The 22,710-nt window shown below is 54.4% G+C and carries 31 protein-coding genes; 30 read left to right on the forward strand and 1 reads right to left on the reverse strand.

All coding sequences use genetic code 11. The annotated features are described in order from the left end of the window. Positions 1–284 precede the first annotated feature (284 nt). The 26 genes from B5T_RS22435 (at position 285) to B5T_RS01605 (ending at position 19,293) form a co-directional block, all read left to right on the forward strand. Complete coding sequence (locus B5T_RS22435) at positions 285–1,436, forward strand: HEPN-associated N-terminal domain-containing protein (protein ID WP_014992673.1); 1,152 nt, start codon at positions 285–287, stop codon at positions 1,434–1,436. 81 nt (positions 1,437–1,517) lie between these two features. After that, positions 1,518–1,715: a hypothetical protein gene (locus tag B5T_RS22925; RefSeq protein ID WP_148279179.1), complete on the forward strand. Its 198-nt coding sequence runs from the start codon at positions 1,518–1,520 to the stop codon at positions 1,713–1,715. Between the two features lie 229 nt (positions 1,716–1,944). Continuing rightward, entirely contained in the window at positions 1,945–2,346 is a 402-nt protein-coding gene (locus tag B5T_RS01500) for a DUF1294 domain-containing protein (protein ID WP_229683010.1), read from the forward strand. Between the two features lie 105 nt (positions 2,347–2,451). After that, on the forward strand, positions 2,452–2,889 hold the full coding sequence (locus B5T_RS01505; RefSeq protein WP_022997020.1) for a membrane protein: 438 nt from the start codon (positions 2,452–2,454) through the stop codon (positions 2,887–2,889). 286 nt (positions 2,890–3,175) lie between these two features. Next, positions 3,176–3,445 carry a GNAT family N-acetyltransferase gene (locus B5T_RS23805; RefSeq protein ID WP_202803023.1) on the forward strand — a complete coding sequence of 90 codons (270 nt, stop codon included), beginning with the start codon at positions 3,176–3,178 and terminating at the stop codon, positions 3,443–3,445. Between the two features lie 855 nt (positions 3,446–4,300). Beyond that, positions 4,301–5,422, forward strand: coding sequence for a 2,3-butanediol dehydrogenase (locus B5T_RS01515; RefSeq protein WP_229683011.1), 1,122 nt, complete (start codon positions 4,301–4,303; stop codon positions 5,420–5,422). Positions 5,423–5,676: 254 nt separating this feature from the next. Further along, positions 5,677–6,063, forward strand: coding sequence for a tautomerase family protein (locus tag B5T_RS01520; protein ID WP_014992677.1), 387 nt, complete (start codon positions 5,677–5,679; stop codon positions 6,061–6,063). Between the two features lie 70 nt (positions 6,064–6,133). Beyond that, positions 6,134–6,670, forward strand: a complete 537-nt coding sequence (locus tag B5T_RS01525) for a DUF4303 domain-containing protein (protein ID WP_014992678.1) — start codon at positions 6,134–6,136, stop codon at positions 6,668–6,670. Positions 6,671–6,766: 96 nt separating this feature from the next. Then, a complete protein-coding gene (locus B5T_RS01530; protein WP_041716668.1) occupies positions 6,767–7,444 on the forward strand; it encodes a penicillin-insensitive murein endopeptidase in 678 nt (225 codons plus the stop codon). Between the two features lie 9 nt (positions 7,445–7,453). Continuing rightward, positions 7,454–7,900 (forward strand): hypothetical protein, encoded by a 447-nt coding sequence (locus B5T_RS01535; RefSeq protein ID WP_041716669.1) that lies wholly within the window; start codon positions 7,454–7,456, stop codon positions 7,898–7,900. A 102-nt stretch (positions 7,901–8,002) separates the two neighbouring features. Next, on the forward strand, positions 8,003–8,404 hold the full coding sequence (locus B5T_RS22930; protein WP_148279180.1) for a hypothetical protein: 402 nt from the start codon (positions 8,003–8,005) through the stop codon (positions 8,402–8,404). A gap of 85 nt (positions 8,405–8,489) precedes the next feature. Beyond that, positions 8,490–8,906, forward strand: a complete 417-nt coding sequence (locus B5T_RS01545) for an acyl-CoA thioesterase (RefSeq protein ID WP_041716672.1) — start codon at positions 8,490–8,492, stop codon at positions 8,904–8,906. A gap of 36 nt (positions 8,907–8,942) precedes the next feature. Next, entirely contained in the window at positions 8,943–9,434 is a 492-nt protein-coding gene (locus B5T_RS01550) for a helix-turn-helix domain-containing protein (protein ID WP_014992683.1), read from the forward strand. Next, positions 9,431–9,838: a VOC family protein gene (locus tag B5T_RS01555; protein ID WP_014992684.1), complete on the forward strand. Its 408-nt coding sequence runs from the start codon at positions 9,431–9,433 to the stop codon at positions 9,836–9,838. Before B5T_RS01550 ends, B5T_RS01555 begins: the two co-directional genes overlap by 4 nt. A gap of 12 nt (positions 9,839–9,850) precedes the next feature. Further along, a complete protein-coding gene (locus B5T_RS01560; protein ID WP_014992685.1) occupies positions 9,851–10,099 on the forward strand; it encodes a hypothetical protein in 249 nt (82 codons plus the stop codon). Between the two features lie 76 nt (positions 10,100–10,175). After that, complete coding sequence (locus tag B5T_RS01565; protein WP_014992686.1) at positions 10,176–10,670, forward strand: metal-dependent hydrolase; 495 nt, start codon at positions 10,176–10,178, stop codon at positions 10,668–10,670. A gap of 158 nt (positions 10,671–10,828) precedes the next feature. Further along, positions 10,829–11,059: a hypothetical protein gene (locus B5T_RS01570; RefSeq protein ID WP_041716674.1), complete on the forward strand. Its 231-nt coding sequence runs from the start codon at positions 10,829–10,831 to the stop codon at positions 11,057–11,059. Between the two features lie 70 nt (positions 11,060–11,129). Continuing rightward, a complete protein-coding gene (locus tag B5T_RS22440) occupies positions 11,130–11,543 on the forward strand; it encodes a GFA family protein (RefSeq protein ID WP_081586811.1) in 414 nt (137 codons plus the stop codon). Between the two features lie 78 nt (positions 11,544–11,621). Continuing rightward, the gene (locus B5T_RS01575) at positions 11,622–12,128 is read left to right on the forward strand and encodes a GNAT family N-acetyltransferase (RefSeq protein ID WP_041716676.1); all 507 of its coding nucleotides are present in this window, start codon (positions 11,622–11,624) and stop codon (positions 12,126–12,128) included. 253 nt (positions 12,129–12,381) lie between these two features. Continuing rightward, positions 12,382–14,709, forward strand: coding sequence for an FdhF/YdeP family oxidoreductase (locus B5T_RS01580; protein ID WP_014992689.1), 2,328 nt, complete (start codon positions 12,382–12,384; stop codon positions 14,707–14,709). A 48-nt stretch (positions 14,710–14,757) separates the two neighbouring features. Continuing rightward, the gene (locus B5T_RS01585) at positions 14,758–15,222 is read left to right on the forward strand and encodes a GFA family protein (protein ID WP_041716678.1); all 465 of its coding nucleotides are present in this window, start codon (positions 14,758–14,760) and stop codon (positions 15,220–15,222) included. Between the two features lie 70 nt (positions 15,223–15,292). Beyond that, on the forward strand, positions 15,293–16,354 hold the full coding sequence (locus B5T_RS01590; protein WP_041716680.1) for a DUF4062 domain-containing protein: 1,062 nt from the start codon (positions 15,293–15,295) through the stop codon (positions 16,352–16,354). Between the two features lie 370 nt (positions 16,355–16,724). Next, the gene (locus tag B5T_RS22935; protein ID WP_014992692.1) at positions 16,725–17,351 is read left to right on the forward strand and encodes a hypothetical protein; all 627 of its coding nucleotides are present in this window, start codon (positions 16,725–16,727) and stop codon (positions 17,349–17,351) included. A gap of 85 nt (positions 17,352–17,436) precedes the next feature. Further along, the gene (locus B5T_RS01595; RefSeq protein WP_014992693.1) at positions 17,437–18,336 is read left to right on the forward strand and encodes a DapH/DapD/GlmU-related protein; all 900 of its coding nucleotides are present in this window, start codon (positions 17,437–17,439) and stop codon (positions 18,334–18,336) included. A 387-nt stretch (positions 18,337–18,723) separates the two neighbouring features. Then, positions 18,724–19,026 carry a hypothetical protein gene (locus B5T_RS01600; RefSeq protein WP_041716682.1) on the forward strand — a complete coding sequence of 101 codons (303 nt, stop codon included), beginning with the start codon at positions 18,724–18,726 and terminating at the stop codon, positions 19,024–19,026. A 12-nt stretch (positions 19,027–19,038) separates the two neighbouring features. Next, entirely contained in the window at positions 19,039–19,293 is a 255-nt protein-coding gene (locus B5T_RS01605) for a type II toxin-antitoxin system Phd/YefM family antitoxin (RefSeq protein WP_041716684.1), read from the forward strand. Between the two features lie 18 nt (positions 19,294–19,311). On the opposite strand, the gene B5T_RS23810 is transcribed toward B5T_RS01605, so the two are convergent. Beyond that, a complete protein-coding gene (locus tag B5T_RS23810) occupies positions 19,312–19,578 on the reverse strand; it encodes a PepSY domain-containing protein (protein WP_081586939.1) in 267 nt (88 codons plus the stop codon). 298 nt (positions 19,579–19,876) lie between these two features. Here B5T_RS23810 and tnpA point away from each other — a divergent pair, with 298 nt between their 5' ends. The 4 genes from tnpA (at position 19,877) to B5T_RS01630 (ending at position 22,706) form a co-directional block, all read left to right on the forward strand. Then, positions 19,877–20,260 carry an IS66-like element accessory protein TnpA gene (tnpA, locus tag B5T_RS01615; RefSeq protein ID WP_041716686.1) on the forward strand — a complete coding sequence of 128 codons (384 nt, stop codon included), beginning with the start codon at positions 19,877–19,879 and terminating at the stop codon, positions 20,258–20,260. Further along, positions 20,257–20,592 carry an IS66 family insertion sequence element accessory protein TnpB gene (gene tnpB, locus B5T_RS01620; RefSeq protein ID WP_014992698.1) on the forward strand — a complete coding sequence of 112 codons (336 nt, stop codon included), beginning with the start codon at positions 20,257–20,259 and terminating at the stop codon, positions 20,590–20,592. The genes tnpA and tnpB overlap by 4 nt, the downstream gene beginning before the upstream one ends. A gap of 74 nt (positions 20,593–20,666) precedes the next feature. After that, positions 20,667–22,244 (forward strand): IS66 family transposase, encoded by a 1,578-nt coding sequence (tnpC, locus tag B5T_RS01625; RefSeq protein ID WP_014992699.1) that lies wholly within the window; start codon positions 20,667–20,669, stop codon positions 22,242–22,244. Positions 22,245–22,448: 204 nt separating this feature from the next. Next, entirely contained in the window at positions 22,449–22,706 is a 258-nt protein-coding gene (locus B5T_RS01630) for a hypothetical protein (RefSeq protein ID WP_051015431.1), read from the forward strand. The last annotated feature ends 4 nt before the right edge of the window (positions 22,707–22,710 follow it).

Below are 22,710 nucleotides of genomic sequence, written 5' to 3' on the forward strand. Positions count from 1 at the left end.
TTGATAAATAAAGGCCTACGTGGCAATTATCCAATTACAACGGATGAAGTTCACGCAATGATTTTGCAGTCCATAATTGAACAAAAGCTGCCAGGCACAATTGGAAACATCCAAGATCTATTAGTTTCAGTAGAACCATTGGTGAGCAACCTGGAACATAAAATAAATGAGTGCAAATCAAAGGCCTAACAAGCGCATGTTGGTCGCCCACTGCGTGGGTTGGGACCTTCGTTCCGCTGCGGCCCCAAATGCAGGCGTTAGCTTCAATGAGTATGGAGGCATAAATGGGTCATAATGATCACATGGATGATCGAGGGTTTGACGTAGTTGACACATATGTATGCGCAGACTGTGTTGTCGATGATGTATTAGCTCAACTTGTGAATGACAATCTTATTAGCCACACGTGCTCTTATTGTGAAAGATCATCACAATCTATGGTTTCTGCTCCATTTGAAATTGTAATGGAGCGTATCTATGAGTCTATCTGCGCTTACTATGCAGATGCACAAGACATAGGTATTCCGTGGGATGGTGGGTGGGTTTTTCCTGAAACTGAACCATATGATGTACTCGAAGTAGTAAACCCTGGCTGGGGTGACAAGTTTACCAATGACGCCCTTGACTGCTTAGGGTGCGATAAGTATTGGGTTTCACACTCACAAGGCGACTGGGGTTTAAGTAATCCCGCACAAGCTTTGGCATATGGCTGGAGACAATTTACTGATACCGTACTTTATAAAACTCGTTATCTATTTCTTTCAGAACCACCTGATGAGTTTGATGTTGGGCGGCCCGATTATATACCTGTTAAATATGTTTTAGAGGCGCTCGGGAATCTAGTTAAACGTCTTAATCTGGTTAAGGTCCTAGATCAAGGCACAGTGTGCTATAGGGTTAGAGTTTCAACAAATGGTAAAATTTACAGTAAGTTTTCTGAGATAAGCGTACCTCCTAAAAGACTTTCTGGGGCAGGAAGAATGAATCCTGCCGGAATTCCATATATGTACGTTGCACTTGAAAAAGAAACAGCAAAGCTTGAAACACTATTTAAACAAAAGCGACCATATGCAGTGGCCGAACTGAAGACCATAAAACCACTTAAGTTATTAGATCTATCGGTTTTGCCTCAAGGGCCAAGTATTTTTGAGCCTGATAAATACGTTGAGCTACATGAAATCCAATTTCTACGAAAATTTCGGGATGAGATTTCAAAACGGATTTCGAAAGATGGAATGGAGCATATAGAATACATCCCAACACAAATAATTTCAGAGTATTTTCGTCATCGATTTACAGTGGATGGTTCTAGTGTTGACGGCGTTGTTTATAAGTCGTCAAAAAACCTCAACGGTAAGAATATTGCTTTGTTCGTTTCTGATCACAAAAGTGTTGAGGAGATGATGTTGTTGTCATCATTGCGTATGGAAAGCTAACAGTGCCAAGCACACGGAAAGTTTACTCGCTGTCGCTCCTAAATTTCCGGTGTTGGCGGCGTTAGAAGGTCAAAGGTGACCATGAAGAGAATTGTGATCTTTATCATCTGGTTTATTCCAATATTAACTTATGGCGAGGATGTTGATTTAGATACAGGAGCTATTTGGAAGTGTGATCAGGCTGCAGTTAGAGTTTTACAGATAGGTTGGGTGTGTAAGAACGGTGCGGGATTGCGGGGGCAGGTCTTGCGTTTTGCCTTTTCGGAAAATCAGATCTAGTTAAACAAAACGCAAGGTTCGGCCCTTAAAGCCCACGGCGTGATAACCTTGGCGGGTTTCCTTCCCGCCGGATGGCAATGCTCTGGAAATCCAGTCGGTTACGGCCTTGGAGCGGAAGCTTCCTGTTAGCGCTCCTCGGGGGGAATCCTGCTTACCGTAACGTGAAAGGCCGGGTCCGTGGATAATGAAACCTAACGCATCTTCGGGGAAGCGATCATCCGTCGCCCGTGTGAACCGATTCCTTCCTGCCTTGCTGGTCGTGGTGGCGTTTTTCGTCGGGTTGGCCATTCTCGCTTCCGAGTCTAAACAGCGATGGTTCGTCGGTTTCTACGCGCTGATGAGCGTGCTGAGCTTTTCACTTTATGGCTTGGATAAGCGGGCTTCGGTGCGTGGTGGTTGGCGCACGCCCGAGGCGCGGCTGCATCTGGTCGAGCTGCTGGGGGGCTGGCCCGGTGCTTTGCTGGCGCAGCGGGTATTCCGCCACAAGACCCGCAAGACGTCGTTCCGGGTGGTGTTCTACCTGGCGGTGGCCGCCAATCTGGTGGCGCTGGGGTGGTTGCTCTTTGCGGATGGAGGGCCGGGTTGGCCGTTACTTTCCGGGTTGGGGGAAGGCCTCCGGGACGGCCTTTAGCGAGGGGCGTGTTGCGTTGTCAGGTCCGGCCCCGGGCCGCGCGGCCAAGGCGTGCCGGTGGGGTTGGTGACATAGTCCGGGCTTGGTTGATGAACTGAGGGCGCTATGACGGCGAGCACATTGGCATTGTGGAGTTGCGGGCTGTTCTTTCTGGTCGGCCTGCTGACCGGGGTGTGGAAGTACGTTCAGATCAGGGGTAGTGACAAGGCCCGGGCGCATTACTATGTGGACATCGCCCACCGGGCGAGCCTGATGTACGCCTTCGCTTGTCTGGTGCTTGAGCGCTTCGCGGTGCTCAGTGTCTGGCCGGAGTGGGTTAACGTGCTGGCGGTGTTGGCGTCGGTGCTGTTTTTCGCGTTGGCGGTGGGCAGCTATATTCTGCACGGCGCGCTCAAGGACACGCGTAACCAGCTGCAGAAGCCGCACGCCTTCGGCGCTGGGTCTTTACCGGCGTGGTTGATAAGCGGTTTCATGTGGGTGTTGGTGATTGCCGAGATCGGCGGTTTCCTGGTGTTGTTCGCGGGCTTTGCCGCCGCGCCCTGAGCCCGCCGGTTCGCTACGGCTCTAGCTCTCGTGCTGGCCGACGCGGGCCCCCATGCTTGCCATTGGGAGGAAGTCTGTGAAGATCGCGCCTATAGACCCTGGATTACCTGAGGTTGCGACATTGCTGGAGCAATCTGACCGGTATATGGCTGCGCTATACCCAGCGGAGAGCAACCATCTGGAGAGCGTAACGGATCTGAGCCAGCCAAACGTTACCTTGTTTGGGTGCTTTGTCGATGGCGCCCTGGCGGGCTGTAGCGCGGTGAAGTTGCTTTAAGATGAAGAGATGCGTTATGGAGAAATCAAGCGGCTTTTTGTCGCATCGGCCTATCGGCGGCGTGGAATTTCGAATGCTTTGATGGAGAAGGTCGAGCAATATCTTGTTGAACGTGGTGTCCAAGCCGCCAGGCTTGAGGTGGGCATAAGTCAGCAAGAGGCCCTATCGCTTTATCGAAATCGTGGATATGTTAAGCGTACTCCGTTTGGCCGCTACCACCATGACCCACTGAGCGCATTTATGGAGAAAAAGCTTCTACCTGGCCCAGTCACAAGATAGCAGCTTTGAGGCAGCCCTTGCCTTTCGTCCATTTCAGCAGAGTATGTCGAGAAGTAAAAGTATGAATTTTAACTCGATATGCCTTTTTTGAAAATCATTAATGGCCACCTCGGGGTATATGTAGTGAAGTGACCTTGATTTGGGGACTGGAAAAGAAATGGACGAAATTATCATCGCTTGGATGGCTTTCTTGGTCATAGTATCGGTTGTTACTGCTGCTAAATTTCTAAGGGATTGGCGCAGAGATGAACCGGAATCGTATCGTCGATGGGGAAGTCCAGGTTTATTCTATAACCTCGGCATGTATTTGACAGCTGTTTATGGTTCGGCGCTAGACGGGACAAAGAGCGTGACCCTTTTGAGAGCGCGACGCAATCTGCGTATAGCGCTTCTGTTTCTGTTGGCGTCTTTAGTCTTCGCATTTTTTGGAGCTGGAACTTCCTAGGGAGTGACAGTCGGCTTTCCCGTCTTTGGGGGGCTAGGGGTTGGCTTGCGTTTTGCCTTTTCGACATACCGGGCCTAGATAAGGTAAGCAAAATGCAAGACCTGACCTCGTTGCCGCTTTCCGGCCGTGCCTACTTGCAAGCTCGATATTCTTGCAGGACGTCTGGATGCCATGGCACCGGATTTGGTGGCTAAGAAAGTGTTCTAGTAATGGGTGTGTACCTGCGGGTACGCCGATGTTAGCGGTCTTCCGCCCCCCGGACTCTGGCGTACTCCAATACACGGTACACCTGTAATATTCGTGACAGTTGGTACGTTACACCTGTAAAAGCGGCGATGCCCGATACGACATGTCCCTTCCCTTACTCCATGGATGATCCCGTGACTTCATGCTCCTGACGGCCGACAGCGATGTTGGTGCGTATTTTGCTGGATATCGCTAACAAAAACGTAAGGAGCACAATAATGAAGGCAGCACGTTTTTATGACCGTGGTGATATCCGCATCGAGGACATACCGGAGCCCGTGGTGGAGCCCGGCACGGTCGGTATCGAGGTGGCATGGTGTGGCATTTGCGGTACGGATTTACATGAGTTCATGGAAGGGCCGATCTTTATTCCTCCCTGTGGCCATCCGCATCCGATCTCCAAGGAGTCAGCCCCCGTCACCATGGGCCACGAGTTTTCTGGTGTGGTGTATGCCGTGGGGGAAGGGGTGAGCGACATCGAAGTCGGCCAGCATGTGGTGGTGGAGCCTTACATCGTGGCGGATGACGTGCCCACCGGGCCCGGCGATAAGTATCATCTGTCCAAGAACATGAACTTCATCGGCCTGGGTGGTCGGGGCGGCGGCTTGTCCGAGAAAATCGCGGTTAAACGTCGTTGGGTGCATCCGATCTCCAAAGACATTCCGCTGGACCAGGCTGCCTTGATCGAGCCTTTGTCCGTGGGCCATCACGCCTTCACTCGCAGCGGTGCCAAGGCTGGCGATGTGGCGTTGGTTGGTGGGGCGGGCCCTATTGGCTTACTGCTGTCAGCGATTTTGAAAGCCAAGGGGCTGAGCGTTATCGTCACGGAGCTCAGCGGCGCACGTAAGCAAAAAGCCGCCGAGTCCGGTGTCGCCGACCATATTCTGGACCCCTCCGAAGTGGATGTGGTCGAGGAAGTGATGAAGATCACCGATGGCAGAGGCGTGGATGTGGCGTTTGAATGTTCCAGTGTGAACAAGGTTCTGGATACTCTGGTGGCGGCGACCATCTCAGCCGGCGTAGTGGTGATTGTGTCCATCTGGAGCCATCCGGCCACCGTCAATGTACATAGTGTGGTAATGAAGGAGCTCGACGTGCGCGGGACCATTGCGTACTGCAATGACCACCAGGAAACGATCAGGCTGGTGGAGGAGGGCAAGATCAACCTGGAGCCCTTCATCACTCAGCGCATTCAATTGGATGATTTGGTATCGAAAGGGTTCGATACCTTGATTCATAACAATGAGTCGGCCGTGAAAATCATTGTTCAGCCTCGAATCAGCTGAGAATAGGCGGCGATCCGGGCAGATCTCGCCTTTCCCTATCAATGCTGGACGTGCCCTGGCGAAAGGCCAGGGCTTCAAGTCTCTCTGACTGCCGTCACGCAAAATAGATCGCCTTCCTCACCCCCTTTACTACTTCGCCGGATCCAGAGGTGCCTGGATGCGCTGGCTATTTCGGTTTGCCGGAACACGGTAAGCTATCGGATTCGGCAAGAGGGATCCCTCTTGCCCCTTTTATATAGTGTGAAGAAATAATTATGATCGTGGTTTATGGAATAAAGGAAAGGCTTAATCGGATAAAGAGCCAGCTGTCGGATGTCATTCATGGTTGTATGCAATCTGTTCTGGGCATGCCGGAGGATAAGCGTGCGCATCGGTTTGTGCCTTTGGAGCGGGACGACTTCTATTATCCTGGAGGTCGAAGTGATGCCTACACCGTCATTGAGATCAATATGATGGCGGGCCGCAAGCCGGAGACCAAGAAGGCGCTGATCAAGGCCATCTTTCGGGAACTGGAAAGCCAACTGGGTCTTCCTCCCGTGGATGTCGAGATTACCCTCAAGGAACAACAACCCTATCAGTGGGGCTTTCGAGGCATGACCGGGGACGAGGCAAAGGATCTCAAGTATAAAGTGAATGTGTAATGCCAAATTGTATTGCCTGGCCGAGCGTGCTGCTGGTGTTGGGAGAATAAGTTCTGAGTAGGCGAAATCGATGATGGCGGATATTGCAGAGTTGCAGCGCGAGATTTATGAAGCCATTCGTGCAGTAAAGAAGCAGCTGGACGCGTCGCTGGGCGATGATCCGTTATTCGGATTTGCTCTGGGCACTGACGATGACGTGCGTGGGGTCCATCACATTGCTGCCAGCGAGTCCTGGGTTGAATCGAATAAGGTGGACTATCCCGAAATTGGCTTCGTCTTCACTGACTGGGAGCAAGCGGGGGACGATGAGGCGTTCGCCCCAATAAGCAATAGATTCCGCGAATTGATGGATATGGAGTACGCCAACTCACAGGATTGGGGCGCGGCTCGGGACCAGAGGTTCGAGTTGCTTGTGCGGGCACTCATTGACTGTCGAAAGGATGGCGTCTTTGCGGCGACCACACTGCTTGATGTGGGTAGTACCGATCCCTCCGAGCACATGGAGAGGCTTGAGATGCAGGCCATCGAACGCCTTAATGCCCCGGCCATGGCGGACCGGCTTGCAGAGGCGCTATGTCTGGAGGCCTACCGAACAGGCTCCTCCTGACTATTGCATGAACGGGGATAGAACTGCGCGTCGGGTTGTGCCTTTTCCCTGTTTACACGATGGTGAGAGTTATTGGCGTTAGTTCAGAGGCGGCTTATGCGAGGACTTACAGCTGTTTTTCTACTTCTTCCTGTATTGGCGATGGCAAAGGAAAGCACCTGCTATGGAACGACGTCAAAGGGGAGTCTCGCTGATGGCGTCCAGCTGCCATTGAAGGGTGGCAATTTTGAAAGCTACAGCGCCATGGCTCATTCCGCGGGACGAACCTATGTCCATTCTGGAGTAAGTGACATTGTGGTGTCCGCTTACAAGGATCTGGAGAAAGAGCAACCGGAGAAGGTCTACAAGTACGCGGAGACCGGATTCAAGGAGGGTGGCCGGTTTGAGCCTCATAAGACTCACATGAACGGACTTTCCGTTGATTTCATGGTTCCGGTCGTGGATTCCGAGGGGCAATCCGTTCATCTACCGACCAATCCGCTCAACCGGTTTGGTTATGACATCGAGTTTGATAGCAATAGCACCTACGACGGCTTGCGAATTGACTATGAGGCAATGGCCGCTCATATCGTGGCATTGCATCGGCAAGCGACGTCGCGGGGATATGGGTTGTGGCGGGTCATCTTCGACCCTGAGTTACAGCCGAACCTTTATAAGACCAAGTACGCGGAGTACTTGCGTGGCAACATACAGTTTTCCACCAGGCGGTCCTGGGTGCGCCACGATGAGCATTACCATGTCGACTTTGATCTGCCCTGCGAACAGATGCGTTAAGACAGCCTTATGCCAGAGTATTCGGATATATACGTCATCTCCGATAAAAGAGATGAAAAGACAGTGGAAAGCTTTCTGAATGGCTTCCTCCCAGAAAGAGAAGAAAGCGCTGACGAATATGAAGTGCCACAGTTCTCAGCCTCCCCTGATATCGTATATTCGAAGGCAGAGGAGCTGGTGAAGTATTGCAGTTTAAACCGGAGTGCGGAATACGCCGTATATTGGAGAGCTGTAAATCAGGGAAAGCCAGAGTATGGAATGGTTTTCTACCTCAAGGATGGCCATGTAATTTATGGCCTGTCTACTGACGCTAGTGATGATGCCTTTGCTCAAAAGCTGTTGATAAAGCTGAAAGAACACCTTGGTTCGGAGCTGGGCTACATCGGTCATGAAGCATCACCGGATGCTGGAGATTTGAATGAGTTCATGCGGGCGATGGAGAGTCATCAGTCTTAGCAAGGCTCTTAACTCCCACAGTCCTGGTTCCACGGAAAAAAGGTAAGACTTGATTTGAAGGGTACTTTGTACAGCTGCGTCAGGGGCTAATTGGGGGGCTTCGTGATTGTAGATATCACCTGTAAAACAGACCGCTTCAATCTGTCTGTTGTTGGATCAGAATTCATTAACGATTGTTGTTTTGGTGAGGACTTCTCAAGATGGCTCGTAGTGGCGCTATCCGAGGCTGGCGTTGATGCGGAGGTTATCTGTATGGAAGACTTTGGCTGGGCCAACCGGGCCGAGTACCAGGGTATTTCCTACCTCATGTGTGTGGCGGGCAACTCGGAGGAGGACTCTGGTCGTCTCAACTACGGTGAGTGGCATGTGATGCTTGAGCGGGACCGCACGTTGATGCAGAAGATCCTCGGCAAAAACAAGACTACTGCCCAGGATCCTATTGTTGGCAAAGTCATGGATGTCCTTCAGGCCGCTGAGTTTGTGGATGTCGAGGTTGAGCTCTAGCCAATCATTTACGAGTATGTGCGGGGCAGGCCTTGGTTTTGCTTTGCCAGATACCATTACCCAATACTCCATCGCAGGACCAGTCATGCCGTTAACAGTCAGCCGCACAATCCTTTTTGGAGACTGCGATCCCGGCGGGGTCGTCTACACACCCAGGGTCAGCCATTTCGTGGTTGAAGCCGGGCTTGATTTCTTGTCGCACCTGCTTGAAGGCCCCGCGGCGCGGCGCATCTTCTCAATGGGTGTTCTTCCTCCCGCCCGGGCGCTTTCCATCGAGTTCTTGCATCCGATGATCTGGGATCAGAAGATCGACATCCAGGTGTCGGTCAAGGAGGTCGGCGCCCATTCTTTCTCATTGCTGTTCGTAGCGCGCAACGCCGAGGAGACCGAGACCTTCCGCGCCTCCCTGACGCAGGTCTGTGTATCGCCTGACACCATGCGCCCGGTTCTGCTGCCTGACGAGTTGCGAATGGCCTTGGAGCGGGACTTGATTGATGGGTAGGGAACTCAAGCGCTTTGCTTCGTGGATGGAGCGAATATGAATAAAAACACCGCCAGCCAGAATCCTGAACTGCTACGCCGGCTGCTGCGTGCGAAGGACCGGATGGATGCGGCCTCGAGCGAGGATTGGCCTGTTTCCCGTCTGGCGAGTGTGAGTTGTGTCTCCGAGGCCCATTTTGCCAGATCCTTCAAGGAGGCCTTCGGCGTTCCGCCGCACCGTTACCTGCTGACCCGGCGTATTGAGCGTGCGACGGCGCTGTTGCGGGACACCGACCTGCCTATCACCGATATCGCCTTCCGCACTGGCTGGAGGAGTCTGGGGACGTTCGGGCGTACCTTTCGCGATATCACGGGTAAGAGCCCTGGGGAGGTTCGGGTTCAGGAAAGGGCTGCTCGGCGCGGGCTCGAGAGTGTGCCCGCCTGCGTACTGGGAGCCGCCCACCGGCCCGATCTCAGAACCGCAGTTTTGGAGAAGCGGCGCCGTCTGGCTGACGGTACAAAAGGGGCCCAACCAAAGGAGGTCCTATGACTCAAGGTGTTCAGGTAGCCGCTGTATACGTGCGAGACCAGGATGAGGCGCTCGCTTTCTATGTCGATAAGCTCGGATTCCTGGTCCACACGGATGTGCGCAATGGTGACTATCGCTGGCTCACCGTACAGCACCCGGATCAGCCGTCGTTCCAGCTTGGGCTGCTCTTGCCCGGGCCGCCGGTACACGATGAGGCAACGGCGCAGGCGCTGCACGCGATGGTGGCCAAAGGCGCGATGCCGGCCCTGGTACTGGAGGTGGACGATTGCCGTGCCGCCTATGAGCGGATGCGTGCCCTGGGCGTGGAGTTCACGCAGGAGCCCGTGGACCGCTACGGCACCGTGGACGCCGGTTTTCGTGATCCGTCGGGTAATGGCTGGAAGATGATACAGACGCGGGGTTGAGGAGGGGCAAGCATGAGCACTTTACCAAATACTCCGCGAAGCTCTTCATTCAGTAGAAGGATCCGGCAATGCCATCGCTGGCTTTCCATCCTCTTCACGCTGACCGTCGTTGCCAACTTTGTCGCCATGGCGCGGGGTGAGCCGCCGGCCTGGATTACCTACTCCCCGTTACTCCCGCTTGCCTTGATGTTGCTCACCGGGCTGTACCTGTTCGCGCTTCCTTATATTCATAAATGGCGCGAGCGCGGCAGTGAGGCGTGAACTTGTCCGGGTGCGACATTGCACGGCTGTCCGTTGCCGGTAAGATCGTTCGGGACTCCGTAATGTTGAGGTCCAGATGTTCATCGGTCATTTGCCGGCGGGTTATGTGTCAGCGAAGTTACTCTTCAGACGATTCGCGGATACGGGGGTAGCCACCACAGCTTTTGTTCTGGCGGGTATTCTGGGCGCCATCGCTCCGGACCTGGACATGTTCTACTTCTATCTGGTGGATAACCGGCAAAGCCATCATCACACCTATTGGCCGCACTATCCTATTCTGTGGGTCTCGTTGCTTTTATTGGCTGGCCTGTGGTTCAAGCTGGCCCGCCAGAAAGCCGGCGCAGCCCTGGCGCTTATCTTTTCCATCAGCGGCTTTATCCATATGTTGCTGGACACTATAGTGGGCGATATCTGGTGGTTGGCGCCGTTTATCGACAAGCCCTATGCGCTTTTCACGGTCCCGGCTGTTTACCAGCCCTGGTGGCTGAACTTTGTTCTGCATTGGTCGTTCGCACTGGAAATCGCTATTGCTGTCTGGGCATTGCTTGTATGGCGCTCTGATTGGAAATAAAAAGGAAGGGTATGACCGGGATGTTGTGGAGCCATGAGTAAAAAGCTGCGTGTAGGTGATTATTTTGCTCTGGAACTCGGGAAGGGGGATTATCAGCTGGCGCTGGAGTACGGCGCTGATCTTTCCAGGCTTTATGAATAGATCGCGAGTGGTGTCTTATGGATAAAGGCTATCTTTTCAAGTCGACTTGGCGAGGCTGGTTTGTCGGCATGACGGTCATTTTCGTGCCATTTATTCTTCTTTGGACGTTTGTGAGGCTTGAGGCCTCCTTGCATACCGTGATTATGGTTTTTATGGTTCCTGTGGTCGCGGCGTTACAAGGTGTTTTTGTGGGAGGACTAGTCCTTTTAGGTCTGATTATCTGGCCGATGGAGCGTCCCGGTAAATAAGAGGGACGGGCCCGCCTTTTGCCGGCGGGCTATTTGATCGCTGTCTAAAGTGGGGTGTAAGGATTGAGCGATGATGGATAACCTCCATGAAGTGGACGGTGTGCCGATTCGGCCAAAACACAAGGCGACATGCCATTGTGGAGCGGTGGAGATTGAATTTGATCTCCCCGACGGGCTGGTTGAAGTGCGTAGGTGTGATTGCTCTCTATGTCGACGAAGGGGAGCGATAGTGGCCTCGGTGCCCCTGTCTGGTATCCGGATATTGAAAGGCGATGATGTTCTCAGGCTGTATCAGTTCAACACAATGACGGCGAAGCATTTTTTTTGCGGTCGTTGCGGGATTTATACTCACCATCAAAGACGCTCCAATCCTTCACAGTATGGTTTCAATGTCGCCTGTCTGGAAGGCATTAACCCGTTGAAGATAGAGGGTGTGCCAACCAATGACGGTGTCAATCACCCCGCGGACAGGAAAAAGATCTAGCTCGTGCCGGTGTGTTCGGGCGCTATACTGTAAGTCGTATCAAGGGTTGTATTGGCAAAGGTGAACCTGGATCTCTGAATGAACTTCGAAATCCGAGCGGAAGCCGCGTCCGACATTGCGGCCATCCATGGTGTAACGGCGGCTGCGTTTCTGAATGCGCCGCACACGGATCATACCGAGCAGTTCATCGTTGACGCCTTGCGAGAGGCGGGCGTTCTCACCGTATCGTTGGTGGCGGTGGAGATGGGCAGGGTGATCGGCCAGGTGTCGCTATCACCGGTTTCAATTTCGGATGGCGCGTCGGGTTGGTATGGGCTGGGTCCCATCTCGGTTAGCCCGGAGCGCCAGGGACGCGGTATCGGCAGTGCGCTTATGAAGGCGGCGCTGAGCGCGCTGAAGGAGATTGATGCGGCGGGCTGTGTGCTCCTCGGGGATCCCGCTTACTACTCCCGTTTTGGCTTCAAGCCGGAGGCGGGCCTGATTCTGCCCGACGTTCCCGCTGAGTACTTTCAGGTGCTGCCATTGGGGCCATCGTTGCCGCGTGGGGTGGTTGCCTATCATGCCGCTTTCAATGCCCAGAGTTAACCGCTCAATAAATGGGATTGATTCTCTGGTCCATGGTGCCTCCCGGGAACTGAATGGATGCCTGGGGGAGAGGGCGGCCGGGCCCTGCCTTTCTCTACTTTGCCCCACCCTCCAAATCGTCTTATCCTGACTTCGCCTTGCCGCCGCTTCTTCCCTGAGGTGGCGCTACAGCGGCCTCAACCTGATCCATCAGCTCCGTCACTGAGCCCCGGCTGTACAGCCCGGCGCCCCGTCCGGACATCGGAGACGCACCATGAGCGACACTCTTCCCCCCGCCGACCGTCTGCGCTTCAAGCCGTACAAGGGCCCGGCCGCGGGTTGGGGCGCCCTGCGCGCCGTCACCGACCATTGGTTTGAGAGCAAGCAGCCGTTCAAGAACCTCTATGCCATGGTCAAGACCAACCAGAGCAACGGTTTCGATTGTCCGGGCTGCGCCTGGGGCGAATCCCCCGAAAGCGGCATGATCAAGTTCTGTGAGAACGGCGCCAAGGCGGTTAACTGGGAAGCCACCAGCCGTCGCGTGGATGCCGCCTTTTTCGAGAAGTACAGCGTTACCGAATTGTTGCAACAGGATGACTACTGGCTGGAGTTCCAGGGCCGGATCACCGAGCCGATGGTGTATGACCGGCGAACCGATCACTACAAGCCGATGGGTTGGGAGGACGCCTTCGCGTTGATCGCGCGCCATCTCAATGGTCTGGAAAGCCCCAACCAGGCCAGCTTCTATACCTCCGGGCGTGCCAGTAACGAGGCGGCCTATTTATACCAGTTGTTCGTGCGTGCGTTCGGTACCAATAACTTCCCGGATTGCTCGAATATGTGCCACGAGGCCAGCGGCGTGGCCTTGATCGAAAGTATTGGTACCGGCAAGGGCACCGTCACCTTCGCTGATTTCGATAAAGCCGACGCGTTGTTCCTGTTTGGCCAGAACCCGGGCACCAATCATCCGCGTATGCTCGAGCCGATCCGCGATGCGGTGAAACGTGGTGCCCAGGTGGCGGTGTTCAACCCGCTGAAAGAGCGGGGGCTGGAGCGGTTCCAGGCGCCCCAGGATCCGCTGGAAATGCTGACTCAGACCTCTTCACCACTGAACACCGCGTACTTCCGCCCGGCTCTGGGCGGTGACATGGCGGCGGTGCGAGGCATGGTGAAGTGGTTGCTGCAGTGGGACCGGGAAGCCCTGGCCAGCGGCGGCGAAGCAGTGTTTGATCATGACTTCATTGCCCAACACACCGACGGCATGGAGCAATACCTGGCGATGGTGGACGCCACCAGCTGGGAGCAGATCGAGGCTCAATCGGGGATCAGCCGTGACATTCTGGAACAGGCCGCGCGCATTCATCGCGACAGTAAAAGGGTGATTATCTGCTGGGCCATGGGCATTACCCAGCACAAGCATTCAGTGGCAACCGTCCAGGAGATCGCCAATCTGCAATTGCTGCGTGGCCAGTTCGGCGAGGGCGCCGGACTGTGTCCGGTGCGCGGCCATTCCAATGTGCAAGGGGATCGTACCGTGGGCATTGCCGACGAGCCGCCAGCGGCCTTGCTCGACGCCCTGGAAAAACGGTTCGGTTTTACACCGCCGCGTGAGCCCGGATACAACGTGATCACCACGCTGCAGGCGATGGTGGCGGGCAAGATCAAGGTGTTTCTGGCGCTGGGCGGCAATTTCGCCCAGGCCACGCCGGACACGGCGCGCACGCATGAGGCGCTGGGGAGCTGCGAACTGACCGTTCAGATCAGTACCAAGCTGAACCGCAGCCATCTGATATGCGGCAACGAGGCGTTGATCCTGCCATGTCTTGGGCGCACCGACATTGATGAGCAAGCGGACGGCCCGCAGGGCGTCACCGTGGAGGACTCGTTCAGCATGGTGCACCTGTCCCATGGGCAGCTGCGGCCTTTGTCGAAGCAGATGCGGTCCGAGCCGGAGATCATCGCCGGGATCGCCGAAGCCACGCTGGGCAAAACACCGGTGGATTGGCGTGCCCTGGTGGAGAATTACGACCGTATTCGTGATCTGATCCAGGACACCATTCCCGGTTTTGACGACTTCAATGCGCGGCTCAAGGCGCCGGGCGGCTTCTACCTGGGCAACCCCGTCCGCGACCGCCAATGGCAAACGGAATCCGGCCGTGCCCAATTGGTCAGCCACGCACTACCGGCCACTCTGGTGGATGCGGAGACGCTGGCTTCCGGCGCCAAACCGGATCTGGTGCTGCAAACCCTACGCTCCCATGACCAGTACAACACCACCATTTACGGCCTGCATGACCGTTACCGGGGCGTGCACGGCGGCCGCAAGGTGGTGTTCGTCAATCGTGCCGATCTCGAACGCCTGGGATTCCAGCATGGCGACAAGGTCGATGTTGTTTCTCTATGGCGTGATGGCGAGGAACGGCGGGTCAGCGATTTCACGCTGCTGGAGTACGATGTCCCCGCCGGCCAGGCCGCTGCCTATTACCCGGAAACCAATCCGCTGGTGCCCATGGACAGCTATGGCGACGGCAGCTTTACACCCACCTCCAAGCTGATCGCCATCCGCTTGGAGAAAAGCAGCGCCCCGGCGCGTATCGCCTAGAAGGCGACTCGAGGGGCAGGTATCACAGGAAATTAGCAGGAGAGGAGTATGACGGGAAAGGTGTTGCCAATTGAGGGTAGTTGTCGATGTGGCCAGGTCAGGGTGCGCATCGAAGCTCAGCCATTGCTTACCATGGCCTGCCACTGTACCGGGTGTCAGAAGATGAGTGCCGGTGCCTACTCGTTAAGTGCCGCCATCCCCAGCCCGGGTTTCTCGGTGATAAAAGGCGAGCCGGTGATTGGGGGGTTGCACGGCGCATCCCGTCATTATTTTTGTCCGCATTGCATGAGCTGGATGTTTACCCGGCCCGAGGGGATCGAAGAGTTTGTGAATATCCGCCCGGGGATACTTGATCAACCTGTTTGGAGTCAGCCTTTCATTGAGACTTTTACCAGCGAAAAGCTGCCTTGGGTGTCGACACCAGCCAAATACAGCTATGAGCAGTTTCCGCCTTTCGAGGCTTATGGAGGTCTGATCAGGGCGTATGCCGAGGGAAACCAGATGGGAGTTTGATAGAAGGGGACGGGCTTGCTCTATCGAGAAAATGTCGTGGTTAAGGTGGGCTTTTTTGTTTGGGGGGAATATGGAAAAACGTTACCAGGTATTCTTGAGTTCAACATACGAAGATCTTAAGGAAGAACGACTAGAAGTAATGAAGGCCATCTTGGAGCTTGACTGCTTTCCTGTTGGGATGGAGTATTTTCCTGCTGCAAATGAAGATCAATGGACCTATATCTCAGATTTGATAGATCAGTGTGACTATTACATATTGGTTTTGGGCGGAAGATATGGATCAACGGATGAGGAAGGCATTGGGTATACACAAAAAGAGTACGAATATGCAATAGAGAAAGGAATTCCTGTGATTGCATTTGTTCACGCTGACCCAGGGGCCAGGCAACAAAAATATTCCGAAAGTACAGATTTGGGGAGGCGGAAATTCGATCATTTCAGGAGGGTTCTTCGAACGCGCCTTTACAAAGAGTGGAATAACCCCTATGAATTGGGGGCGGTGGTTAGCCGAAGCCTTAGCCAACTGATAAAGAAGAATCCAAGGCCGGGGTGGGTTAGGGCTGATCGGTTAGCATCTGAAGAATCCTATAAAGAAATAGTTCGTTTAAGAAATCTTATAGAAGCTCGAGATAAGGAGCTGGCGCATTTAAGAGTAGAGGCACCAACGGGGTCTGGGCGATTAGCCCAAGGCGAAGAGGTGTTTCAACTCGAATATCGGGCTACACTTTCAGACCGAAGTAAGGGGCATCGCGACGTTGACCGGCATGAGCGAATAAGCGATATGTCATCTCATTCCTGGGATGAGATCTTTGAATCTTTTGCTCCCTACTTGATTGTTGATTCAAGAGAGAGTGACATAAAATCAAGTTTGGCTAGGTTGGTGAAAGAGTCTTCTGAAAAGAAGCTTGTGAGAGACGATCCGAATATAGAACTATCCTCATTTTATATTCCTGATAGAGTAGTACATAAAGTGATAGTCCAGTTTACTGCTTTGGGCATGTTGGAAGTCTCATCGGAGCAGACAGATAAAAAGACAGTGAGGTTGTACAGGCTCACGGCTCTGGGTCGGAGGCATATGATGGAGGTGTCCGCGATCGTCAGTAAAAAGGATCGGTGTAGTAGGGAAGGCTGAGGATGAGTCCCTTCTTTCAGAGAGGGTAATGGGCTCTTAAGAGAGGCGCTTCCCTGTGATAAGCCGGTTTTCTTGCAGCTGGTCCTGTATAGAGAGTCGGTGAACACATAAAAATTATAGAGAAATTTTAAAATGGAAATGGAGCGCGGTTTTTGGATTTCTATCTAAGTGAAGTGATGTCGCTTTTCTTCTGGTTGTAATGGGATGTATGGAATATAGAGTGCCAATACTAGAAAAGCCCAGACGCCTGAAACATGGTGAGCGTGCTTTTTTTGTCCCCAAGAAATGGGCAAGAACGCATGATGAGCGGCTTTTGATCATGGAGTTCGTATGCCATAGAAGGCTATTTGGTCATGGATATCAATGCCTTATGCCCAACTATTTTGATGATATGCCGAAGGGTAGCGGAGTTTTTATTAGCGGTCTTGTGCCTACCAAGGAGATTCTACCTCATGTCGAATTTCCGGGTGATATAGACTTGCTTATCATCCCCTATGAGGGAGATGAATTGCTCATTTCCATGTCATTGGCTATAGAGATAAAAATTATTAGGGCGACTTATAAGAAACAGGGGAGGTCACCTAACCAGTATGGCTTTTCACAAGCGGAGGCATTGCTGAGGGCCGGGTTTCCTCATGTCGCGGTAGCTCATTTAATTGTATCTGACCAAAGCCCGGAGCATGCTTGGCGAGAAATTCTGTATACGGTGGTTTTAGATGATGAAGGACGATGTGCAGATCCGAAACCAATCAAAGTGGATACGATGCCCTCAGACTTGATTGCCCGGTCATTAGGGCGTTTGAGAGCAAATCGTCGAACCGAACAGATCGGTCTTCTGGCATCGTATCTCTCCGAAGATTGGGATGGTGTTTGGCTACCTTCCGGTGATGGTTGCCAACAGAACCCCAAAATTGACTTTGATGTGATGGCCTCTATTGCCAAGTACTATCATTGTGTCCCGCAGCGTTTCATAGAAACTAGACGTTGGGATCCATGATTTCGCTATCGTATTGGATTGGCGGATAGGAAAGGAGTTTGGGGTCAGGTCTTTCCTTTGCTATCTGAGAAACCAAGGATGCTAAATGAAGATTAAGCGGATAGGACATCGATACACTGATTCTGAGTCTGGCGTTACTCTGGACTGCTGGTTTCCTCGAGATAATAAAAAAAAAGAGCGAAACTGCTTGTCCAAGAAAGTTGGGCTGATTCGAAGCGACTTCGTTGAGATGGAAGTCGGTGATCTGTCAGTTGCTCCAACCAGCGCGGAAGAGGTGTATCTTCGTCTCCATCTGCTTTCCGAGTGCGCGGTCAAGCCAAACGCGCTGAGTCTGGAAGGGGCATTCTCTCTGCTGACGAATGTCGCGTGGACTTCGGCTGGCCCGGTTCTTCCTGCAAAGGTAGATGAGCTTAGGGGCCGCATTGCTAATGAGTGTCACCACCTGACTATACTGAGCATCGACAAGTTTCCGCGCATGGTTGATTACGTCACGCCTGTTGGTGTTCGCATAGCCGACGCAGATCGCGTCAGGCTTGGAGCCCACTTGGCGCCGGGAACTACGGTCATGCACGAAGGGTTCGTCAACTTCAACGCCGGAAGTTTGGGGGAGTGCATGATCGAAGGCAGGGTAACGCCTGGCGTTACCGTCGGAGAAAAGTCTGATGTCGGTGCGGGCTCATCTATAATGGGAACCTTATCCGGCGGTGGAAAACGGATTAACGCCATTGGTGAGCGGAGTCTTTTGGGGGCTAACGCAGGCATAGGGATATCACTGGGAGATGATTCAATTGTGGAAGCCGGCCTCTACATCACTGCCGGTACTAAGGTGAAACTTCCAGATGGCAGTGTCGTACCTGCACGGGAACTGTCAGGTAGGCCAAATCTACTATTCCGCCGTAATAGCCAGACGGGATCTGTGGAAGTTCTTCCTGCGGACTTGAGCCGTTGGGGAGGTTTGAATTCTATATTGCATGGCGGTAATTAAAAGTCCCTCAGTTTTTATTTGGACGGTCGCCAGGAGACTATTGAGCTGGTGCGGCGCGCCTAATCCAGTCATGGAATGAGCCGGAAATTGGGAATGAAATGAACGAGATCGCTGTGGTATGGGTTACTTCTTCAATTATTATATCGGTCGTTTTGGGCGCTAAATTCCTAGGTGCGTGGTGCAGGCATGAGCCGGAATCATATCGCCGTTGGGGGAAGCCGAATTTATGCTATAACTTCGGTGCGTATCTAACTGCTTTATGGCTCGGGACTTGATGGGACGCAGAGCTTGGCTCTTTTGAGGGCGAGGCGAAATTTGCGCATAGCTATTTTTTTCTTTGGTCTCTTTAGTGTTCTCATTTTTTTGGACGGGAAATGTCTTGGGGCTATGAATAAGAAAGCAATTAAGTGGACTTTGATGCTGGTTTTTTTTATCGGTACCCTTGGCACGATATATATGATGGCCTGCCCTAGTGATCCAGGAAGGCCGTGGATGATTGGTCTTGTTAGTCTGTTCGCGATCAACTGGAGTATTAATTACTTTCTTGGGTTGCCGATGCATGTTCCACACCTTCCTCATCTGGCCAATGTGGCGCATCGTCGTGAAAGGCAGTTTGTGGTTTTGTTGACCTGGATTATTGTATTGACACTTTTCCTGTGGGGAGTAATAGATGGTTTTGGGTGCACTTAACGGATAACTGTCATGTCTAAGAAACTCTTGGAAGATGTCGTCTCTCTTTCTGATCTGAAGGCCAATCCCCGTAAGGTTGTGACCCGCCGCCCTTTTCTTCTGACTAATCGAGGCCGCGAGGTAGCTGTGATTCAACGGTTTGAGGATTACGAGAGAACCGAGAAAGAGCTGCGATTCATGAAGGTCGTTGCTCTGGGGCTCCTGGATGCTCAAAAGGGCGATACCACCTCTGTGGAGCAAGCGAGAGGAGCACTGGGGCTCGAATAAATGAAATTACGTTTCCCACTATCGACGCGCTCTCCACTTCCTCCCCCAAATAATCACTCCGGTGACGCTTAGCACCGCAACCACCAAGCCGAGTAACGTAACCACTATCCGATAGGGCAACCCGCCCACTGCAGCGATGTGTAGCGTCGTCAGCCAAGTGGTGACGGTGTTGCCGGAGGCCTCACCGGTTGGCAGGTAGTGCCCGAGCGGCGCGCCGGTGGTGGCGTCCACGTAGACCCAGGTTTCACCAAAACGCTGATTAACGTCACTGCCGGTGCGGGCCATGAGTTTGAGTGCGTTTTTGTGTGGGTATGGGTAGTAGGCGAAGCGTTCCTGAAACGACCCGGACACCGTCACCTAGGCGCTGTTCGCCCGGCCCGCGCGCCGGCTGGACGATGTGGAGGCGGCGAAGGAGCTGTATTTGGTTTGGAGCGGCTGATGGCGTGCTTTTAAGCGTTAGTTGGTTCTAACTTATCAAGAGGACTTTTATGGCCCTTTTTTGTAAGCGTCCGGCGACCCCATCTTGAGTCGACGGTTGCGGCCTTCACGATAGTGTCCACTTATTTCTTAGTGGACACTATCGATGGACCCGTTAAGCGTATCTCAGCCCCAACCTCAACCACGACGTCGCCGTCACTTCTCCCGTGAGTTCAAGGCGCACATCGTGGCCGCCTGTCAGGAACCGGGCGTGTCCGTCTCCCGGATCGCCCTGGACAACCAACTCAACGCCAACCTGGTCCGCCGCTGGATCCGTGAAGCCGAGCAAGCCGGCCAGACAATAACGTCACCCGCGTTTATGCCCTTGGCGGTACCGGTGGCGTCGAGCCCTCCTGACCGGTCTTGCGCCAAGGAGTCGGGTAACCGCATCCGCATTGAAGTGCCCCGCTCCGGCGGACCGGTCATCGTGGAATGGCCCGCCGAGCAAGCCCATCAGTGCCTGGCCCTGTTACGCGAGCTGCTGCGATGATCCGCATCGACGAGATCTGGCTGGCCACCGCGCCACTGGACATGCGCGCCGGACCGGACAAGGCCCTGGCCCGGGTGATCCAGGTGTTCGGTGCGGCGAAGCCACATCAGGCTTACCTGTTCGCCAACCGCCGGGGCAACCGCATGAAAGTGCTGATCCACGACGGCTTCGGTATCTGGCTGTGCGCCCGCCGGCTCCATCGGGGCAAGTTCCACTGGGGTGACGCTTGGCGCGGCGATCAGTTGCGCCTGAATGAAGAACAACTGGCCGCCCTGGTGCAGGGCCTGCCCTGGCAGCGACTGGGCGACGAGGCCGTGATCTCGGTGCTGTAACCACACCTCGTTCCCGTTGGCTATACGCCCAACCTCCAATCGCCCACCGGGCGCTGGCTTGGCATACTGTCCGCATGACCTCGCGCCCTGACCTCAACGCCCTCTCTCCCGACCAACTCCGTGCCCTGGCCACCGAGTTGTTCGATCACTTGGAGAGCAAGGATCGGGTCCTCGCCCAAAATGACCGGACCCTCAGCCAACAAGAAAAAGCGATCCGTCACCGCGACGCGGTGATCGAGAAACAGGCCCACGAACTGGCGCTGCTCAAGCGCCACAAGTTCGCCCGGCGCAGCGAGCAGTTCAAGGGCGTGCAGGGCCAGTTGCTTGACGAACTGATCGACGCCGACCTGGCCGCCATGGAGGCGGAGCTGGCCGAGTTACTTCCAACGCAGGCGCCCCCCGCCGCTGCCAAGCAACAGCCCAAGCGCGCCCCGCTACCGCCCCAACTGCCCCGCACCCTGATCCACCATGAACCCGAGGATACGCAATGCCGCTGTGGGTGTGCGCTCAAGCGCGTCGGCGAGGACATCAGCGAGAAGCTGGACTACGTGCCGGGCGAGTTCACGGTGGAGCGCCATATCCGGGGCAAGTGGGCCTGCGAGCAATGCGAGACCTTGATCCAGGCGCCGGTGCCGAGGCAAGTCATCGACAAAGGCATCCCGACGTCTGGGCTGCTGGCCCAGGTGCTGGTGGCCAAGTACGCCGATCATCTGCCCCTGTACCGCCAGGAGCGCATCTTCGGCCGGGCCGGTCTGGCGATCCCCCGTTCCACCCTGGCCGAGTGGGTGGGCACCTGCGGTGTGTGGTTGCAGCCACTGGTGGATGCGCTCAGAGCCCAGTTGCTAGCCCAGCCGGTGCTGCACGCGGATGAAACGCCGGTAGCGATGCTGGCACCGGGCAAGAAGAAAACCCACCGGGCCTATGTGTGGGCTTACTGCAGCACCTCGTTCTCTGAACTGAAGGCCACGGTCTACGACTTCGCGCCCAGCCGGGCGGGCGCACACGCCCGCGCCTTCCTGGGGGACTGGCATGGCAAGCTGGTGTGTGACGACTACGCTGGCTATAAGGCGGGCTTCGGCGAGGGCATTACCGAGATCGGTTGCCTGGCGCACGCCCGTCGCAAGTTCCACGACCTGCACGTGGCCAACAAGAGTGAGCTGGCCGCCCAAGCGCTGGAGTCCATCGGTGCGCTGTACGGGATCGAGCGAGAGGCGAAGGATCTGCCGGATAAAGACCGCCAGCGCTTGCGCAACGAAAAAGCCCGGCCCATCGCCGACGCCCTGCACCAATGGATGATCTCCCGACGGCAAAAAGTCCCGGACGGCTCGGGTACGGCCAAAGCCCTGGACTACAGCCTGAAACGCTGGGCGGCGCTGACGCGCTACCTGGACGATGGCGCGGTGCCGATCGACAACAACCGGGTGGAAAACCAGATCCGCCCCTGGGCGCTGGGGCGCAATAACTGGCTGTTCGCGGGCTCTCTGCGCAGTGGTCAACGTGCGGCCGCCGTCATGAGCCTGATCCAGTCGGCGAAGCTGAACGGCCACGATCCTTATGCGTATCTGAAGGATGTGCTGGCTCGGCTGCCGACGCACAAGAACAACGCCATCGACGAACTCCTGCCGCAAAACTGGGCGCCGACCTCCGCCTGACAAGGTGGGATTACCGGACGCTTACCCTTTTTTGTTCCTGCGCGACAAGCGAATATAGATATTGACTTGTAATGCATATCACGTTTTATTTTCTGGGGGCCAGAAAACCTATCTAAGCGAAACGCGCTAGTCATGATGGTCTGTACGCTTGGTTATCCACGTTCTATTGCCTAATGCACATGTTTTAGAGAGGAGATGAGAGACATGATTGATCCTAACCAGTTTCCGTTTTTGCCGGTAGAAGAGGGCAATTGTCTCGTCAGGACTGACTCGAAGAGTTCCCAAAGGAAAGGGATGGATAATGATGACGACTATTATGACGAGGTTGGCCCTAATGGAGAACTGGTCGCTAAATACCATACCTGGCACCACATGAGTATCTATCCTCCTCAAAAGGTGAATCAGGGTTGGGTTAAGTACGACCTCGAAGGCAACCGGATAGATTCCGGCTCACGGAGTTAGTAAG

Source organism: Alloalcanivorax dieselolei B5, from assembly GCF_000300005.1.
GTDB classification, from domain to species: domain Bacteria; phylum Pseudomonadota; class Gammaproteobacteria; order Pseudomonadales; family Alcanivoracaceae; genus Alloalcanivorax; species Alloalcanivorax dieselolei.

Excerpts from the sequence above, each read along its gene's own strand:
- B5T_RS01550 (WP_014992683.1), top strand. The coding sequence starts at position 8,943 with ATGAATAAAAACACCGCCAGCCAGAATCCTGAACTGCTACGCCGGCTG.
- B5T_RS01605 (WP_041716684.1), top strand. The coding sequence starts at position 19,039 with ATGTCTAAGAAACTCTTGGAAGATGTCGTCTCTCTTTCTGATCTGAAG.
- B5T_RS01555 (WP_014992684.1), top strand. The coding sequence starts at position 9,431 with ATGACTCAAGGTGTTCAGGTAGCCGCTGTATACGTGCGAGACCAGGAT.
- B5T_RS01630 (WP_051015431.1), top strand. The coding sequence starts at position 22,449 with ATGATTGATCCTAACCAGTTTCCGTTTTTGCCGGTAGAAGAGGGCAAT.
- B5T_RS22935 (WP_014992692.1), top strand. The coding sequence starts at position 16,725 with ATGCCCAACTATTTTGATGATATGCCGAAGGGTAGCGGAGTTTTTATT.
- B5T_RS01580 (WP_014992689.1), top strand. The coding sequence starts at position 12,382 with ATGAGCGACACTCTTCCCCCCGCCGACCGTCTGCGCTTCAAGCCGTAC.
- B5T_RS01515 (WP_229683011.1), top strand. The coding sequence starts at position 4,301 with ATGTTGGTGCGTATTTTGCTGGATATCGCTAACAAAAACGTAAGGAGC.
- B5T_RS23810 (WP_081586939.1), bottom strand. The coding sequence starts at position 19,578 with ATGGCCCGCACCGGCAGTGACGTTAATCAGCGTTTTGGTGAAACCTGG.
- B5T_RS22435 (WP_014992673.1), top strand. The coding sequence starts at position 285 with ATGGGTCATAATGATCACATGGATGATCGAGGGTTTGACGTAGTTGAC.
- B5T_RS01585 (WP_041716678.1), top strand. The coding sequence starts at position 14,758 with ATGACGGGAAAGGTGTTGCCAATTGAGGGTAGTTGTCGATGTGGCCAG.
- B5T_RS01570 (WP_041716674.1), top strand. The coding sequence starts at position 10,829 with ATGGATAAAGGCTATCTTTTCAAGTCGACTTGGCGAGGCTGGTTTGTC.
- B5T_RS01600 (WP_041716682.1), top strand. The coding sequence starts at position 18,724 with ATGAATAAGAAAGCAATTAAGTGGACTTTGATGCTGGTTTTTTTTATC.
- B5T_RS22925 (WP_148279179.1), top strand. The coding sequence starts at position 1,518 with ATGAAGAGAATTGTGATCTTTATCATCTGGTTTATTCCAATATTAACT.
- B5T_RS01530 (WP_041716668.1), top strand. The coding sequence starts at position 6,767 with ATGCGAGGACTTACAGCTGTTTTTCTACTTCTTCCTGTATTGGCGATG.
- B5T_RS01505 (WP_022997020.1), top strand. The coding sequence starts at position 2,452 with ATGACGGCGAGCACATTGGCATTGTGGAGTTGCGGGCTGTTCTTTCTG.
- B5T_RS01535 (WP_041716669.1), top strand. The coding sequence starts at position 7,454 with ATGCCAGAGTATTCGGATATATACGTCATCTCCGATAAAAGAGATGAA.
- B5T_RS01560 (WP_014992685.1), top strand. The coding sequence starts at position 9,851 with ATGAGCACTTTACCAAATACTCCGCGAAGCTCTTCATTCAGTAGAAGG.
- B5T_RS23805 (WP_202803023.1), top strand. The coding sequence starts at position 3,176 with ATGCGTTATGGAGAAATCAAGCGGCTTTTTGTCGCATCGGCCTATCGG.
- tnpC (WP_014992699.1), top strand. The coding sequence starts at position 20,667 with ATGACCTCGCGCCCTGACCTCAACGCCCTCTCTCCCGACCAACTCCGT.
- B5T_RS22440 (WP_081586811.1), top strand. The coding sequence starts at position 11,130 with ATGATGGATAACCTCCATGAAGTGGACGGTGTGCCGATTCGGCCAAAA.
- B5T_RS01565 (WP_014992686.1), top strand. The coding sequence starts at position 10,176 with ATGTTCATCGGTCATTTGCCGGCGGGTTATGTGTCAGCGAAGTTACTC.
- B5T_RS01545 (WP_041716672.1), top strand. The coding sequence starts at position 8,490 with ATGCCGTTAACAGTCAGCCGCACAATCCTTTTTGGAGACTGCGATCCC.
- tnpA (WP_041716686.1), top strand. The coding sequence starts at position 19,877 with ATGGACCCGTTAAGCGTATCTCAGCCCCAACCTCAACCACGACGTCGC.
- B5T_RS01595 (WP_014992693.1), top strand. The coding sequence starts at position 17,437 with ATGAAGATTAAGCGGATAGGACATCGATACACTGATTCTGAGTCTGGC.
- B5T_RS01575 (WP_041716676.1), top strand. The coding sequence starts at position 11,622 with ATGAACTTCGAAATCCGAGCGGAAGCCGCGTCCGACATTGCGGCCATC.
- B5T_RS01520 (WP_014992677.1), top strand. The coding sequence starts at position 5,677 with ATGATCGTGGTTTATGGAATAAAGGAAAGGCTTAATCGGATAAAGAGC.
- B5T_RS01590 (WP_041716680.1), top strand. The coding sequence starts at position 15,293 with ATGGAAAAACGTTACCAGGTATTCTTGAGTTCAACATACGAAGATCTT.
- tnpB (WP_014992698.1), top strand. The coding sequence starts at position 20,257 with ATGATCCGCATCGACGAGATCTGGCTGGCCACCGCGCCACTGGACATG.
- B5T_RS01525 (WP_014992678.1), top strand. The coding sequence starts at position 6,134 with ATGATGGCGGATATTGCAGAGTTGCAGCGCGAGATTTATGAAGCCATT.